We start from the raw sequence: 15,916 nt of genomic DNA, 5'->3' as shown, positions 1-15,916 counted from the left end.
CCCCACCCCCCATTGGGGGGTGGGGTTCAATTTACCGGCCACCCACGGTGATAGAATCAACCTTAATGTGAGGCTGCCCTACCGTCGTGTAAATACTGCCGCTAACTGAACCGCAGAAACCGGCAGCCAGCGCCAAATCTTGGGAGCACATGGAAATCTTGTTCATAATCTCCTTGGCTTCCCCGATCAGGGTGGCTCCCTTCAGCGGTTTGGTGATTTTCCCACCCTCAATCAGATAGGCTTCTTCTACGGCAAAGTTGAACTGACCCGTAGCTCCCACGCTACCGCCACCCATCTTTTTACAGTAAATGCCTTTGTCGATGGATGCAAACAAATCTTCGTTGGTGTAGTCTCCCGGCGCAATATAAGTATTGCGCATGCGGCTGGCGGCGGCATAGGTGTAATTCTGCCGGCGTCCGCTGCCGGTTCTCGGGTGTCCCGTGCGCAGGGAGCCGGCGCGATCTGCCAAGAAATTCTTGAGCACACCTTTTTCAATCAGCAGGGTTCGCTGCGCCGGCATCCCCTCATCATCCATGTCAATCGTCCCGAAAGCTTTGGTCGAAAGCCCCTCATCCCAAGCCGTCAAACTTTCGTGGGCAATTTTCTCGCCTTTCTTGTCGGCAAATGGCGTAGTTTTGCGCTCAATCTGGGTGGTTTCCAGCAAGTGCCCGCAAGCTTCGTGGAAGATCACCCCGCCAAACTCATTCGCCATCACAATCGGGTAAGTTCCCGACTCGACATAATCAGCGTAGAGCATTCGCCCTGCGGATTCCGCCACTTCCTCAGCCGCTTCTTCGTAGTTCCACGCGCGCAGGAAATCTGGCGAACTGGTATCACCGGCACGCTTGGCAATCGACGAGCGGTGAGCGCCATCCGCGCACAAAAGATTGTATCCTACCGATTGAGACAGGCGAATGTCGCGGGCGAACGTGCCGTCACTCGCCGCCACCAAAACTTCCTGCCAGTCTCGGAAATAAGTCGCTCGCCGCGATTGCACATGACTGGCTTTCTGGTTCAGCAGGGCGTTAGCCTTCAGGAGAACATCCCCCATTTCCCGCATGGAGCTGGTTTGACCCAGCCAAGCATCTTTGCCTTTTTTTGTCGCGTAGTCTCGCAGCAATTCCAGGTTGATTTCCGGGATAAATGAGCTGGGAGCCGGCAGCTGCAGCCCCATGATTGACAGACCTTTTTCTAAGGCGGCTTTCAGTCCAGAAAATGACAGGTCATTGGTGCTGACATAGCAGTCCGCTTGCCCCTTGAACACCCGCACACCGGCACCCGTTGAAAGCCGGGGCGAAATGCTGGTGATCGTGTCGTCTTCCGCCAGACAGCTGATATAATTAACCCGCTCCAAGAAGAATTCGATGAAGTCCGCGCCGGCGGCTCGTCCCAATCCCAGAAGGGTTGACAGGGGAGCCTCCCAGGTTTCATCGAAACGATCTGGGGTGGAGGTGTATTTCAGGCTGGGCAGTTCTCTAGAGAGAAGTAGGGTAGGAGTATGGATGGATAGCGTCATCGGCTGGCGTCCCTCACAGGGTTGACTGACTTTTGTCCTATGTTCCTCAGTATAGCGAATCCCTAAAATTTTTGCTGGCGAGTCGCGCTAGCGGATCAGGGGGCTGCCGTGGTGGTGGACTAAATACCACTTCCCTCCCAGCAGCTCAAAGATGTTCGTCGCCACCGACTTGGCCTCGATTCTCCTGCCGCCACTGACTTGGAACACATCCTCTACCAGTATAACATAGGCGAGCGTGTCGCGCACCTCTGTGGAAATAATCTCTGTCTGGATTTCCAGGTAGTTGGTGTTCTTAAATATCAGCTCCCAGGAGGCGCGAATATCCTTCCACCCCCGCAGCGCATTGCGTCCGGGGTGAGTGCAAAGGCTGCCGGTTCCCTGGGACCACACCGCACTCATCGCTTCCATGTCCTTTCTCTCAAAGGCTCGGTAAAAAGCCTGGTTTGCTGCTAATACTTCAGTACGCTCGTCAGTCATATTAATTTGGGATTTTGGGATTTTTACTCTCGTTCCCTGGCTCTGCCAGGGAACGCTCAACGAGAGGCTCTGCCTCCTCCTTAATAGTCTTTTATGGGAAATGAGGCAGAGCCTCAATATTCTCGTAACCCGGTTTCTTTGAGAAACCGGGTTTCTCAGTACCATCGTGCGGCTGCTATTTCCTAGCGCCGGTATTCATCGCCGCAATCGCCTATCAGCTTGTACAAATCCCGCGATTGGCCAAGGACGGCTTCGATCCGCCGGTCGTCCTCAGCATCAAGGCTGAAATCAAACACCCTGGCGTTTTCTTCCAAGTGTTGCGATATCCCCAGCCGCGCGCCGACAATTACACCCCCAACTGCCGGCTGGTTCAAGATGTAGCGCACCGCCACGTTAGCAATGCTAACTCCATGTTTGCCGGCAATCTCTTTGAGGGCATTCAGCAACTCTTGAAACAGGCTCCAGCCGCCCCACGCATCCACCATATTCTTGTATTTTCTCAAGCTCACGGTGTACATATCTCCCCCTCGCGGTTCGGGCTGTCCCAGGTACTTTTCTGACAGCAAGCCACCGCAGAGTGTGCCGTAGGTGAAAAGCTTGATGTCGTGCTGCTGGCCAAATTGTACCATATTCACTAAAGGCCGGCGATCTACGAGCGAGAACTGCACTTGGTTGGAGACGATTTTGATGCCGGCGTCAGTAATAATTTTCAGGTGTTCGGTATCGAAATTTGTCAGCGCCAGGTGCTTGATTTTCCCCTCTTGCTGGAGTTCCGCCATGTACTTGAGCGCGTCCAGGTAGTTTTTATCCCGGTACTCCCACCAGTGAAACTGCATCAAGTCCAAGCAATTCACTCCCATCCTTCGCAGGGATATGCCGATATTCTCCTCAACCACCTTGCGCGTCATTTTTGCCGGTCTTGGCACCCACTTGGTAAAAGCTTGCACGCTGTGGAGAGCTTCCTCGCCACGGGTGGCGGCGAGCTGACGCCGGAACTCGCCAATAAAATCCTCTGCCGGTCCGTAATGATCTGCCAAGTCCCAAGTCGTGTAACCGGCATCCACATATTTAAACATACTCTCGATAGCGCTTTTTTGGTCAATGCGTCCGTGAGCGCCAGACACCTGCCACATGCCATTTAATATGCGGCAGATATTCATATCCGGGGTGAACTGCAGCCGGCTTGATTCAGGTAGCTTCATCTTCCAGTCTTGGCTCTCTATAAGGTGGACAGTGTTTCAGACAATTTCCCCTTTATCTTATCCCCCCTCTCAGCCGATAGGCTCAGAGGCGTAGGACAGGCGTCCCGCCTGTCCCAAAAGCGGAAAAGACGCTAAAGGGTGAGGTTCCAATCTCTTTAGAAGATTTTAACACAGCAGGTAAACTTTTGTAAACCCCCGGATAGAACTAGAAACCGGGTTTCTTGAAGAAACCCGGTTTCTGGATGTTTCTACTTTACAAACCCGCTCTTAGCGCCAGCCTTTCTCAGCTCGTTCCAGAACGTAAGCGGCGACAGCTTCGATTTGCTTGGCGCTTAAGCGGTTTTTGAAAGCGGACATATTGTTTTTGCCGTTCGCCACCAGAGAGGCGATCGCCTCAAGTGAGTCCATGCCATATTTTTTCAGCGCTTTTTGGCTCAGGTTCTTCCCCCGCCGGATAATATTGCCGCCTTTCGGGTGACAGCCGGCACAGTGGACGCTAAAAACCTGTGCGCCGCTGGCAGTATCCGCCGCAAAAGCCGGCAAACTCAAGGCAACAGTCAGAACTGCCAGCAGTATGGCTGTGAGTAACTTTCTCAACGAACTTCTCCCTCCGCTCAGATATACTTAATGATTAGCATTCTAAGCGCAAGTGTCCCTCCGCCGGCTCAATCAAGCACCTCCGTCTTTTGGCATCGCCCACTCTTCGCCGTTTTCCTGCGCTTCTTTCAGAAACAGCAGCGCTAATCTGTTATATGTACCCGCCCCGACATATTGAGGGTAAGTGTGAGTCCGGCTGTATACCCACACCAACTCCTCCCCGTCATAAATGCGGATGTCTTCAAACAGACTCTTGCATTTTGGTTTGAGAGATTTGGCCGCATTCAAGGCATCTGTCCATCTCTCGAATTCTTGGGATAATCCAGGGGCTATCACTTTAAACATCGCTCGGCACTAGTGGTGGTTTTTCTAGTTTGACACAGGAAGGCACGGTTGGCCTGATATACTGGGGTGCGTGACGCAGCGCGCGAGAAACCCGGTTTCTTTAAGAAAGCGGATTTCTGGGCAAACACGTTCATCCAACGGAGAACCGCTATACCTTAAATTATGACGTAGGACAGGCGTCTCGCCTGTCCCTCTGACTGTTGAATTACAGCAAACATCTACCCACCGGCTCCCGCAATCTTTTGCAGCCCCCGCACCAGCCGCCCGATCCCTTCCTGAGCAGTTTCCTTTTCCAGCGCCCCGTAAGCCACGCGCAGGTAGCACCCGAAATCCATCCCAAAAGTCGTCCCCGGAATCGCCGCCACCCCATGCTCGCGGACAAGCTTTTCCACCACCTCCATCGCGCCCAAATCCGTGTGAGCCTTCAGCAGAAAATAGAACGCCCCATCCGCCTCGGGAATCGTGCAGAAATCTCGCACGCTCTCCAGTTCGCCCAGCACCAGCTGTCGCACCTCAGCAATCGCCTTTACCTTTTCCTGGCAATAGCTTGAACCCGCCTGCAAAGCCCCCAAAGCCGCATACTGCGAAACCACCGGCGGACAAATTAGAATGGTATCTTGGATTTTTTGAACAGACAGGAACAGGTGTTCCGGGATCACCATGTAGCCGATCCGCCAGCTGGCAAATCCGTAAGCCTTGGACAGCGAGAAAAGCGATATCGTGTGTTCGCTGCTATTTTCAATCGAACCGGGCGAAAAATGTTTCACCCCGTCATAGGTAAAATATTCATACGCCTCGTCACTGATGTGGTACACTCCTCTTGTGCGGCAAATCTCACTCACAGCCCGCAGCGCCTCTGGGGAATACACCGCGCCGGTGGGATTGTTCGGCGAAATCGTCACAATCGCCCGCGTTTTGTCCGTAATCGCCCCCTCTATCGCATCCGGGCGCAGCTGGTAATTCTCATCCGTCCCCACCAGCACGGGGCGACAGCCGGCTGTGACAATCGCCATCTCGTGGTTGAAATAATAGGGCGTCTGGATTATAATTTCATCACCGGGGGAAGTGATGGCGAGAACCGCATTCATAAATCCCATATTGCTGCCGGCTGTCACAACAATGCGGTTCCCACCGCTGGGAGTGATGCCGTTCTCAGCTTTCAGCTTTTGGGAGATCGCCTCCCGCAGCGGCGCAATTCCATGCACCGCCTTGTACTTGTTATTTTCCGGGTCAGCCAGAAATTGAGAAATCTGCTGCGCCGCCTCAGGCGGAGGGCTATAATAAACAACGCCCTGTCCCAGCGATATCGTACCCGGACAGCTGCGGATCAGCTCCCCGACAGCGGGAATAATCGGCGACTGCACAGCCTGCATTCTAGACGTGTATTTTTCCATTATACTAGATCGAAAAAGGAGTGAGTGAGATGAGGGAAAACAAGCCAACGCGACGGGCTTTTTTAGCTGAATTTTTTGCCCTAGCTACACTTATCGTTAGCTGCGGCGCACCCCAGAACACCGGCAGCCCGCAAACCACCGGCACCGGGGCGGTCGTCTTCGGTTCTGGGGGACAGCCGGTGAACCTAGAACCGGGCAATATCACCGACGGCAACTCCATCATTGTACAGCGCCAAATCTACGAGCGCTTGCTGGAATTCAAGCCAGGAACTACCGAACTTCAACCCAGTCTGGCGACCTCTTGGTCTGCTGACAGGGACGGCCAAGTGTGGACTTTCAAACTGCGAACCGGCGTTAAATTTCACGACGGCACTGATTTCAATGCCGAAGCAGTAAAATTTAACATAGAGCGCTGGTGGGATCCCAAACACCCCCACGGCTACCGCAACGCCGGCAAAACCTACGAAATCTGGCAGCAGCTTTTCGGCGGCTTCAAAGGCGACCCGAAATCCATCCTCCAAGATATCAAAGTTACTGACAATTATACCATACAATTTACCCTCAAACAGCCCTTCGCCGCCTTCCCCGCCGCCATCGGTTCTGGATATTTCGGCATCGCCAGTCCCGCAGCTATCCAAAAAGCCGGTGCCAGCTACGGAACTCCCAGCTCCCTGGCGGTGGGCACCGGCCCATTCATTTTCAAAGAATGGCGCACCGGCGACCGCATTTTACTGGAAAAGAACCCAAACTACTGGCAGCCCGAACTTCCCAAAACCAGCCAATTAGTCATCCGCTTCATAACAGATCCCGCCGCCAGACTCGCGCAACTGAGAGCCGGTCAAGTCGATTTTACCACAGACTTATCCCCAGACCAAATGCCAGAAATTCAGCGCGACCCCAATCTGGAAGCGGTTCCCCGCCCTTCCTTAAACCTCGGCTATCTAGCGCTCAATCCCAGCTACAAACCCCTCTCCGACGTGCGGGTGCGCCAAGCCTTCGCCCTAGCCATCAACAAAAAAGCAATCGTGCAAGCTTTCTGGGGAGCACTGGGCACCGGCGACAGCCACTTCACCCCGCCATCAATGAATTGGTCGCAATCTGCTAAAATTACCGATTATGAACACAGCCCGCAAAAAGCCAAACAGCTGCTAGCCGAAGCCGGCTACCCCAACGGCTTTGACTTAGAATTGTGGTACATGCCCGTTTCCCGACCCTATTTTCCCACACCCAAACCCATAGCAGAAGCCTTCGCCGCCGACTTGAGCGCTATCGGCATTCGAGTCAGCCTCAAAACCAAAGATTGGGCAGCCTACCTCGCAGATCGCAACAAAGCCCCCGGCTTTCAAGCCTTCATGCTCGGCTGGACCGGCGATTACGGCGATCCCGACAACTTCTACTACCCCCACTTCGGACCCGGTTCAACCCAAGACTTAGGCGGCTGGAAAAACGACCGGCTCCTCAAATTGCTCGATTCAGGAAGGGCGACTGGAGACAGTGCGGCGAGGGCAAAAATCTACGCCGAAGTCGATGAAATACTTCACCGCGAAGTCGTGCGCCTGCCGGTTGTCCACTCCCAACCCCTTTTAGCCAAGCGCAAGAATCTTGCCGGTTGGGTTCCCAGCCCCCTCGGTTCCGAATCTTTTGAAACAGTGGAGAAAAAGTGAGCTATATTAACCGCAGATAAACGCAGATAAACGCAGATTTTTGCAAAATTCATCGGCGTCCATCTACTTCTGCGTTCATCTGCGGTTTTATCAAATAAACCCTCAAACTTTATGTGGCAATACATCGCTCAACGCCTGCTCAGCCTGCTGCCGGTCCTTCTGGGAATCACCCTTTTGGTGTTCACCTTCTTGCACCTGATCCCCGGGGACCCAGCCGTGGTGCTGCTTGGCGAAAGAGCCACACCCGAACAGATTGCAGCCCTCCGGCAGCAATTAGGTCTAAATCAGCCCCTGCCGGTGCAGTATTTCGCTTTTCTGGGAAACCTGATTCGCTTAGATTTCGGCACCAGCATCATCAGCGGAATTCCCATCGCCGAGGAAATCCGAAACAGGTGGCCGGCTACTTTTGAACTGTCCGTTGCGGCAATGATCGTCGCGCTGCTGCTGGGAATACCGGCAGGGGTTTTCGCCGCAGTCCGCAAAAACGGCTGGCTGGACAACCTGCTGATGACCGGCTCTTTAATAGGAGTCTCCCTGCCGGTATACTGGTTAGGATTGCTGCTCATTTACCTGTTCGCGGTCAACCTGCAGTGGCTCCCCGCCAGCGGAAGGCTGAGCGCTGACTTAGCCTTCACTTTCAAGCCACTCACCGGCTTTTACGCACTCGACGCACTGCTCAAGCTAGACGCAGCCGCGCTCAAAGACGCCCTCGCTCACCTGGTACTGCCGGCACTCACCCTGGGCACGATTCCCCTGGCAATCCTAGCGCGGATCACCCGCAGCGCCATGCTGGAAGTTCTCTCCCAAGACTACATCCGCACCGCGAGAGCCAAAGGCGTTCCCGAATACCGGATAATATTTATCCACGCCCTGAAAAACGCCCTGCTGCCGGTGATCACCACTATTGGTTTGCAGTTCGGCACCCTCCTCGCCGGTGCTATCCTCACTGAAACTATCTTCTCATGGCCGGGAATCGGCTCCTGGATTTATGATGGAATTCTGGCGCGAGACTATCCAGTCGTGCAAGCCGGTGTGGTGTTCGTCTCTGTTACCTTTGTGTTAATTAACCTGATCGTTGATATTTCCTATGCTTTCCTCGATCCGAGGATTCACTACCGGTAAATTGCCCATATACCGGGCGATTGAAAGATGCTTTTGGCGAATTCGTGAGGGGTTAGACCTGCAGCTAGTTCCTCGGCGATTAGCCGGGGTTCCTGGCGATTGGAAATCGCGGCTACACAAACGAAGTCCGCCTTCGCGGACTAAGAGTAGAGCGAGACTCTCACAATATGCGCGGTTTTTCCTCCTCCCAGCTTGAGCTGGGAACGAGGAAACTTGGGGGTGGGGCTGATCCCCCTATCAAGCACGCCAACAGTCTCATTTAAATCGCGGCTACACAAACGTAGACGCGAAGCGGCTTGCCCGTTGGGTAGTCCGCCTTCGCGGACTAAAAAAAAACTCTAAACTAACAGCAACTCGTGCAAAACTCTTTCCAGCGATTTTGGCAGTCCACTTCCGGGAAAATTGGCTTCGCCCTCACCGTCGCCCTGGTGCTGCTGGCACTCCTAGCCCCGATGCTCCACCCCTACGATCCCGCCACTGACCGGGACTATTTGGCGCGGCTGAAACCCCCCAGCGCCCAGCACTGGTTGGGCACTGACGGACTGGGGCGGGATATTTTGGTGCTGGTGTGGTACGGGATGCGCACCTCTCTCAGCGCGGGTGGAGTGTCCGTGGGGCTGGGAATGGCTGCCGGCGTGCTTTTGGGGCTGATTGCCGGCTATTTTCGGGGGCCGGTGGAAACCTTGATTGGCTGGCTGACAGACATCCTCTTGGCTTTTCCCTCCATTCTCCTGGCCATCGCCGTCGTCACCGTCACCGGCCCCAGCCTGCAAGGCGTTATGCTAGCAGTGGGACTCGTGCAAATCCCCATTTACATCCGGCTCACCCGCAGCATGGCACTGTCCCTCAGAGAGCGGGAATTCGTTATGGCGGCGAAAGCCCTCGGAGCCTCACCGGCACGCATCCTGTTGCGCCACATCCTGCCGGCCACTCTCGGCCCGCTTGTCGTCCAGGCCACCCTCTCCACCGGCACCGCCACCCTGGAAGCTGCCGGTTTGGGATTCTTGGGACTCGGAGCCCAACCCCCCACCCCAGAACTCGGAACCATGCTCGCCGACGCCTTCAAAGGCGGCTACTCTCTCTCCTCCCCCTGGACAACCCTGTTTCCCGGTTTAGCGATTACGATGAGTGTTCTAGCGTTTAACCTCTTGGGCGACGGTCTGCGCGACGCCCTAGACCCGCGCTCTAAGAATTAGACTTTACCTATATACGGTTAATCACTCAAGTAAAAGGAGTTTCGCATTATTTTAAGGCTGAACAAGGCGATGGCTTAAAATTGGCGCTATTAGTGAGGGGTAATAAATTTAGGAGAAGAGTTCTGGACGCTCAAGAGTTGCTGGCGCGTTACGCGGCGGGAGAGAGAGATTTTAGTGGGATTGATTTGAGTCTTGTTGGGCAATAATCACTCGCTTAATAAAGCCGATTTGACTGGGGTAGATTGGAGGGAGGCTAAAATGGACGTCTTTCCCTATTGATAGGATTTCTGGTATGGCCCACCTCCCGCACCTTAAATGCGATTGCGCTATTATTGAAGGTGTGAGCGGATTCGAGAGGGGGGTTATGGACAGAGAAGAGTTGCTCAGGCGGTACGCTGCCGGTGAAAGAGATTTTGCTGGAGTTGATTTGAGTGGGAGCGAGCTGGAAAACGTTGACTTAAGGTGTATCAACTTGAGCAATACCAACTTGAGTGGTGCCCAATTGTCCGATGCCAAGCTGAGTGAAGCTAACCTTGCCGGTGCAGACTTGAGCAATGCTAACCTGTTCTATGCCAGACTGGGCAGAGCTGACCTAAGTGGAGCCGATCTGAGGGGGAGCAACTTGGATTGCACTGACTTGGAATATGCCAATCTAAGTGGAGCTGACTTGATTGGAGCTAGTATATGTGAGGCCAATCTCAGTGGGGCGGACTTGAGTGAGGCGGATTTAAGTGAAGCTAATCTGGGGCAAACTTCTCTCTGCGAAGTCAACTTAACCGGCGCGTCTTTGAGAGATACCAATATAGAGGAATGCTCCCTACAGCAAGCCAATTTAACGGATGTAGATTTGAGTGAAGCAATCATTTATTTGGAGGGCGCTGATATGAACAGAATAGAGGGTGCATTTTTTTGCAACACTACCATGCCAGATGGAAGGATCAGGAACGATCATTGTGAGTCAAATTACGGCAAAGTAAGCGAGGAATAGCGAGTTTATTCGACTGGCTAGAGTTAAGAGTGTATAGAGATTCAGGAGTCAAGTCATGGAGGCTGAAAAACTGCCGGTTCAGATGTAAAGTTTAATTGCGTTAAAACGCAAGTTTGATTGTACAGATAGAAGGTATAGTTGAATTATGAGCGGTGAAAGCTTTCTGGAAGAAGAATCTTTCGAGCCAATCGAAGAAGGAAGCCTTCCACTCCAACCGATATATGAGTGTGAGGGGGAGATGAACGGTTATAACTTGATCAAAAAATACAGAGCGGGGGAGAGAGATTTTTCCGGGCTTGATTTGAAAGGAATCTTTCTAAATGATGCTGACCTGACTTACATCAACTTGAGTGGGTCTAACCTGCACTGCGCTATTTTGCTGGGGAGCAATCTCAGCCATGCTTGCTTAATGGGTGCTAATCTGCAAGAGGCTAACTTGAGTAGCGCCTGCTTAATGAATGCTAATTTGAGGGATGTCAATATGACTAGCGCTCAGTTGCGCAGATCCTGCTTGGTGGGTGCTAATTTGAGAAATGCTAACTTGACGGCTGCCGATCTGACTCGTGCCAACTTGACAGATACGAACCTGCGCGGTGCCTCTCTAAAGGACATCATTCAGGAAGATGCCATTTTCTGCAATACCATCCTGCCAAACGGAAAGGTTGAAAATGATCCTATTAGAGTGGTTGACTCTCAAAAACTTCTCAAACGTTATGCGGCTGGCCAAAGAAAATATCATGGAATAGTTGTGAGTCGATCCTGCTTAGTGGGTGCCGACCTGCGTAACATTATCATGCCTAATGCTTATCTTATCGATGCCAACTTGAGTGGGGCTTGCCTTGAAAACTCCGTATTGATCCATGTCAATTTCAGGGGGGCGGACTTGAGCGGTGCTAATCTCACTGGTGCCTGCATGAATGGTGCCGACTTGAGCTATGCCAACTTGAGAGGTGCCTGCCTTGACAGAGCCGAGATGAATGGTATTGATTTCACCGGCGCTGACCTGACTGGTGCTGGTATAAGCTCTCTGGGTGTCTTGATGGGTTCATTTTTTCGCAATACTACTATGCCAGATGGGAGCGTTATCGTTGAACCCACCTGTTTCCATTGAAACCAGGTTCTCTATCTGCCTGAAGAGCGCCACTCCATACCCGTTTTTTCCAGACAAGGGTGGTAGAATTAAGAGCGCGATCAGATTGGGAGAAGAGTGATGAAGGGGAAAAGGATTTCTGTTGAAGAGTTGCTGGAACTTTACGCCGAGGGAGAAAGGAATTTTGCCGGCCTCATAATTGGGTATAGCGAAGAAGATTTGAGTGGCTGCAACCTGAGCGGGGCCAACTTTAGAGAAGCTAAATTCAATTGTGTGTATCTGATTGGAACCGACTTTAGTGGTGCTGACTTGAGTGGGGCTAGGATGGATGAGATGTGCCTGAATAAAGCCAACCTGAGTGGAGCCAACTTGGTGGGAGCCGACCTGTGGCAATCCGGTCTTGATGATGCCAATCTCAGCGGTGCCAACCTCAGTGGTGCTGACTTGCGGGAGGCTGGTTTCTACCGTGTCAATCTCAGGGGTGCCAACCTAAGTGGTGCCCAACTGGGAGATACTAGATTCAATGGTTCGGACTTGACCGGAGCTAATTTGAGCAATACCGTTCTGGAAAGCATTAGCTTGCGTGAAGCTAATTTGACGGGAGCGAACTTGGAGGGTGTAGAATTTAGAAAAGTGTCGTTTCAGAACACTATCATGCCAGATGGAAATATAAGGAATGGTAAGGGCTGGTATGGGGTATACCCACAGTAATTCCGTCAGGATTTAACCAAAGAATATCTATCTAGGGCAGGCCATGCCTGCCCTGATACTACCAGTCGTGTCTGAGCTTAAAATTTGCGTAAGTCCTGTCCGTCTCAACCTAGAGGAAGTGGGTTGGAGTTTTTGTTTCGTTCTTTCAGTTCTTTTCTGCGATTTTCCTCTAATTCGGACAAAAAGTTATACTCAGGCTCGTGCGGCCCGCGATTATTATTGAGGAGACTTTCAAGCTGGTTAATAGAATACTTGTATTTTGTCCAGTCTTCTCCCACCATATTTCTATTGGGCAGAATAACGGCAAAAGCGTCTGTAGCTTTATTCAGAGGATCTCCCAAGTTGCGCCTGACAACGACTTTCCAAACATGGGAAGGAACATTAATTGTTGGGATGTTCGGGTCATCAGGATTGACGTCAATATATCCTGGATAGCCCGGATAGTCATCGTACTTCTTTGTTCCATATCCACCTGCGATGATGTAAAAGTCTTGATTTGCTTTAGCCTCTTTTCTTAAAGAATTTTCTAGACCTTTCCAAACACTGCCATTGTTTTTTTCGTGGTGGGGCAGGATATTCGATGTCAGGAAAGTGGCAACGAAATCCTTTTGACTCCGGGTTCTATCCTCTGCAGCACTCATATGACCTCGTATCAGGAAATAACCATCAGGTAACAAAGTTTTATCCTCTTGGTAATCCGTGTGTTCAACTGGGAAAAAACCAGTTTCATCAAGTTCTGGATCGGTTATAAAGTTTGGCCTGTTGAACTTCTGCTCAGTGAGCCATGACTTGTTCACTTGCCAACTTACCCAGTTGGGAGTATTTTTATGGCTGTTGTAAGACAGGACATACTGTGGCTTTTCTATTAAGTAGTTGCTGTCATAGACCCCCTCTTTTTTATTTCCATTGTCCCTATGCGGTCTTGCTTCAGTTGGGTTGCCCCACTTGAACAGCTCGCTTTTAAAGAAGACATCATCTAAGTAAACCGCTGATTTATATCCGGACTGGTCTTCTAGTTTAAATGTAAGCGTTGCTGGCTTGCCTCGCAGATATTCTGGTATATCGATGTTAAACGTTTCAAATTTGCCCGCACCCGCTCCATAACCAATCTTATATCGGTCGTCCCTGTAAGAGCTTATTTTTCCCTGTGCTGGTTTCAAAGAAATTGTTTCGCTGAATTCAAGTCCATCTGCTGAATTCAGCGGGTTTAAAGATACTTTAAGTTTTCCCTCTCCCCCTACAGAATCAGAAGGCACGCTGAGGTTAAATCGTAAATCCCCCCATTCAGGCACAACAAAAGGATTGTGCGTGATCTTTGTGTTGGCTGTATCTCCTCCCAATTTAAGTACAAAGTTTTGAGGGTCTGTTTTAAAAGCAGTTAGAATTTTTTGAGTGGCAAATTGATTTTGAAAAGACCAGCCCGGAATGGGTAGCGAACCAGCCAGAGAAGAGATAGCGTCAAAGTTGCCGTTAAAGAGAGTGGGAACCGCATAGTCACCCCGCATTTTGTCGCCTCTATCCTTATTATCTGTGTTGGTGTTATCGTAACTGACTGGAGTGCGAGGCATATTATAATTCTGGAGCGGGCGCAAGTTTTTACTGTTGTCTTTACTGTAGCCACCGCCCAAAACGGAATAAAACCAACCTGTGCCAACACCCTCCCAAGGAGCTTTCGCATCCCCATGCTCGAATGGAGTGTTTTTATAGTCGGGCGTGTACCACGTCGGTGTTTTCGGTTGACCATAAGCGTCTAACTCCAAATCTCCAAGTCGGCGATAAATTACCTCATTTTCGTCTTTTCCTACCGAGGGGAATGTAACCTGGCTGAGATCGGCACTTCCGGAATACCAGCCCAAAGCACGATTGTGAGAGCTAAATGATTTAGTAAAACCAGTACGGGTTTGGGGGTTGGTTTTGTCACCAAGGAAGATGTTCAAGTCCGATTGGGGGATAGAAAGCCCAGAGGAAATTTTATCAGACTCAAAAGTGGCCTTCTGATAGTAGTTGTCCGCCCAGGTAACATTTTCCCAAATTTGCAATTTGGGATCATAAAGTTTCTCAATGTTGGTAAATGCAGTCTGCTCGGGGTCAAAGGCGTCGATCATCGTCATTTGCAGCTCGCGTTTGGGATCAGGAGAGCCATCTATATTGGGAGTGCCACCGGCATTGGGGAAAAATGTCCCCAGACGCTGAGCGAGCTCGCTATTGATTGTTGCGCCCTGACCAAAGCCAATCAAGTGTAGCGGGGAGTTGAAGACAGCTCCCTGAGTGCGAATGAGTTTATTTTGTGGATCGTAAAGCTGTTTTCCATTTCCCACACGACCTCCAAGTAACTGATCCAATTGCACAAGGGAAGCGAAGAGTCTGTCTGCTGCGGCTTCAGCAAAGCCCGCATTCCAAGCCTTACTTTCCCGCTTATCCCATCCTGGAATTAGTACCAGCGGTTTGCCATATTTGTCTGATGGCACGCTGTAATCCTCTCCAGTACCAGTTTTCCTGTACCATTTACCATTTGTATAATCATAGTGCATGACCAAGCCTTCACCCGTCTCAGCGATGTGCTTGGCCATTGCCTCGAATTGACTGTCAGTCTCTTTGTCTTTTAGCTCTAGACCGCGAGACAACACAGTCACGCTACTGAACGTATTGCTCCCAGCAGCCGGTTGGGGAAGCAAAGTTTTAAACTTATCCGTGACAATTTTTCTGTCTCCTTGAGCCGTCACAGCTTCCACAGCCCAGTGGTAAGTCTGACCGGCAGTCAATATCCGCTCATCAGGAAGCGTAAACTCATCAAAGTCACCACTTGTACTGCCCCCCTTCCAAGTCCACACACCATTCTTCCATGTCGCTGTGAGGACGCGGTTGGGATTGTAATCCCGTCCCGGTGTCACATTCCCCAATCCCTCCCACCTGTCCTTCGGCAACAATCCCTGATCTTTGGGGAACACGCTCACATACAAATTCACCTCACTAATATCTTGAGGAGACAGATTGGGAATACCGCACTGGGTACTGTCATCTTTAAACTTCCACTCAAACGTAGGAGTGAGGTCATCTGTACTGCCACCGGCACCCGGACTCACCAAATCCACCCAGTCTCTCGCTGACGCTACAGTCAAACCCTTAGGACTCACCATCCCAATAGGAGCGCGATTGCTATCCTGCGGCACACCAAAAGTGAACTGATTCACCCAGTTCCCTCCGATAATCTCGTAGTCCGCAGCCACACTAATATCCGGATTGATGTCATCCACCGGCACGAAAAGCAAATCCCTTGCCGTAGCCGCACGCTTACTGCTCGCATTAAAAGCAATGCTACCTGCCCCCCTGCTGTAGCTATCCAGCCAGTAATTGCCCGGATTCTCAACAGCCTTTATAATCTCCTCAACATCATAAATAAAACTAGCGCCCTTTTGCTCAGGAGAAGAAGACTGCAATTGCAGCCCTGGATAAGAAACCGTCAGGTATTTTTCATCACTTGAAAGCACCAAGTCAGTGGTGAGTCCCTTCGGAATGGGCCGGGTGGCCGCCACCAATTGCGGTGCGGGGCCGAGCGGATCTTTAATAATCCCAATATTACTGCCGGCCCTCGGCCCATCAACGCTTTCCACGTT

General features: G+C 51.4%; 13 protein-coding genes. 6 read left to right on the top strand and 7 right to left on the bottom strand.

The features are described 5' to 3' along the window. Positions 1-31 precede the first annotated feature (31 nt). From OSC10802_RS0127240 to OSC10802_RS0127215, 6 genes are all read right to left on the bottom strand, one after another. The gene (locus tag OSC10802_RS0127240; protein ID WP_017719946.1) at positions 32-1,516 is read right to left on the bottom strand and encodes a TldD/PmbA family protein; all 1,485 of its coding nucleotides are present in this window, start codon (positions 1,514-1,516) and stop codon (positions 32-34) included. Positions 1,517-1,603: 87 nt separating this feature from the next. After that, positions 1,604-1,993 (bottom strand): nuclear transport factor 2 family protein, encoded by a 390-nt coding sequence (locus tag OSC10802_RS0127235; protein ID WP_017719945.1) that lies wholly within the window; start codon positions 1,991-1,993, stop codon positions 1,604-1,606. A gap of 182 nt (positions 1,994-2,175) precedes the next feature. Then, positions 2,176-3,195, bottom strand: coding sequence for an aldo/keto reductase (locus OSC10802_RS0127230; protein ID WP_017719944.1), 1,020 nt, complete (start codon positions 3,193-3,195; stop codon positions 2,176-2,178). Positions 3,196-3,462: 267 nt separating this feature from the next. Beyond that, positions 3,463-3,792 carry a cytochrome c6 PetJ gene (petJ, locus tag OSC10802_RS0127225; protein WP_017719943.1) on the bottom strand — a complete coding sequence of 110 codons (330 nt, stop codon included), beginning with the start codon at positions 3,790-3,792 and terminating at the stop codon, positions 3,463-3,465. A 72-nt stretch (positions 3,793-3,864) separates the two neighbouring features. Then, positions 3,865-4,137, bottom strand: a complete 273-nt coding sequence (locus OSC10802_RS42045) for a hypothetical protein (protein ID WP_017719942.1) — start codon at positions 4,135-4,137, stop codon at positions 3,865-3,867. A 218-nt stretch (positions 4,138-4,355) separates the two neighbouring features. Continuing rightward, a complete protein-coding gene (locus tag OSC10802_RS0127215; RefSeq protein ID WP_026098859.1) occupies positions 4,356-5,531 on the bottom strand; it encodes a pyridoxal phosphate-dependent aminotransferase in 1,176 nt (391 codons plus the stop codon). 29 nt (positions 5,532-5,560) lie between these two features. On the opposite strand from OSC10802_RS0127215, the gene OSC10802_RS0127210 reads away from it, so the two are divergent. The 6 genes from OSC10802_RS0127210 (at position 5,561) to OSC10802_RS0127185 (ending at position 12,302) form a co-directional block, all read left to right on the top strand. Next, positions 5,561-7,195 (top strand): ABC transporter substrate-binding protein, encoded by a 1,635-nt coding sequence (locus OSC10802_RS0127210; RefSeq protein ID WP_017719940.1) that lies wholly within the window; start codon positions 5,561-5,563, stop codon positions 7,193-7,195. A 111-nt stretch (positions 7,196-7,306) separates the two neighbouring features. Continuing rightward, a complete protein-coding gene (locus tag OSC10802_RS0127205) occupies positions 7,307-8,317 on the top strand; it encodes an ABC transporter permease (protein ID WP_017719939.1) in 1,011 nt (336 codons plus the stop codon). A gap of 356 nt (positions 8,318-8,673) precedes the next feature. Then, positions 8,674-9,513, top strand: coding sequence for an ABC transporter permease (locus tag OSC10802_RS0127200; protein WP_017719938.1), 840 nt, complete (start codon positions 8,674-8,676; stop codon positions 9,511-9,513). 364 nt (positions 9,514-9,877) lie between these two features. Then, positions 9,878-10,501 (top strand): pentapeptide repeat-containing protein, encoded by a 624-nt coding sequence (locus OSC10802_RS0127195; RefSeq protein ID WP_026098858.1) that lies wholly within the window; start codon positions 9,878-9,880, stop codon positions 10,499-10,501. Between the two features lie 145 nt (positions 10,502-10,646). Next, a complete protein-coding gene (locus OSC10802_RS0127190) occupies positions 10,647-11,612 on the top strand; it encodes a pentapeptide repeat-containing protein (RefSeq protein WP_017719936.1) in 966 nt (321 codons plus the stop codon). Positions 11,613-11,711: 99 nt separating this feature from the next. Beyond that, positions 11,712-12,302 carry a pentapeptide repeat-containing protein gene (locus OSC10802_RS0127185; protein WP_017719935.1) on the top strand — a complete coding sequence of 197 codons (591 nt, stop codon included), beginning with the start codon at positions 11,712-11,714 and terminating at the stop codon, positions 12,300-12,302. A 104-nt stretch (positions 12,303-12,406) separates the two neighbouring features. Here the strand turns inward: OSC10802_RS0127185 and OSC10802_RS44870 are convergent, their stop codons facing one another. After that, entirely contained in the window at positions 12,407-15,913 is a 3,507-nt protein-coding gene (locus OSC10802_RS44870; RefSeq protein ID WP_155968451.1) for a DNA/RNA non-specific endonuclease, read from the bottom strand. Positions 15,914-15,916 lie beyond the last annotated feature (3 nt).

Source organism: Kamptonema formosum PCC 10802 (assembly GCF_000332335.1).
Taxonomy (GTDB): Bacteria; Cyanobacteriota; Cyanobacteriia; order Cyanobacteriales; family Oscillatoriaceae; genus Oscillatoria.
The sequence above is the reverse complement of the archived record's forward strand: the minus strand, read 5'-3'. Positions and strand labels throughout refer to the sequence as shown.

Coding starts and splice junctions, on each gene's coding strand:
- OSC10802_RS0127215 (WP_026098859.1), bottom strand. CDS start 5,531: ATGGAAAAATACACGTCTAGAATGCAGGCTGTGCAGTCGCCGATTATT.
- OSC10802_RS0127210 (WP_017719940.1), top strand. CDS start 5,561: ATGAGGGAAAACAAGCCAACGCGACGGGCTTTTTTAGCTGAATTTTTT.
- OSC10802_RS0127205 (WP_017719939.1), top strand. CDS start 7,307: ATGTGGCAATACATCGCTCAACGCCTGCTCAGCCTGCTGCCGGTCCTT.
- OSC10802_RS0127185 (WP_017719935.1), top strand. CDS start 11,712: ATGAAGGGGAAAAGGATTTCTGTTGAAGAGTTGCTGGAACTTTACGCC.
- OSC10802_RS0127230 (WP_017719944.1), bottom strand. CDS start 3,195: ATGAAGCTACCTGAATCAAGCCGGCTGCAGTTCACCCCGGATATGAAT.
- OSC10802_RS0127240 (WP_017719946.1), bottom strand. CDS start 1,516: ATGACGCTATCCATCCATACTCCTACCCTACTTCTCTCTAGAGAACTG.
- OSC10802_RS0127195 (WP_026098858.1), top strand. CDS start 9,878: ATGGACAGAGAAGAGTTGCTCAGGCGGTACGCTGCCGGTGAAAGAGAT.
- OSC10802_RS0127190 (WP_017719936.1), top strand. CDS start 10,647: ATGAGCGGTGAAAGCTTTCTGGAAGAAGAATCTTTCGAGCCAATCGAA.
- OSC10802_RS42045 (WP_017719942.1), bottom strand. CDS start 4,137: ATGTTTAAAGTGATAGCCCCTGGATTATCCCAAGAATTCGAGAGATGG.
- OSC10802_RS0127235 (WP_017719945.1), bottom strand. CDS start 1,993: ATGACTGACGAGCGTACTGAAGTATTAGCAGCAAACCAGGCTTTTTAC.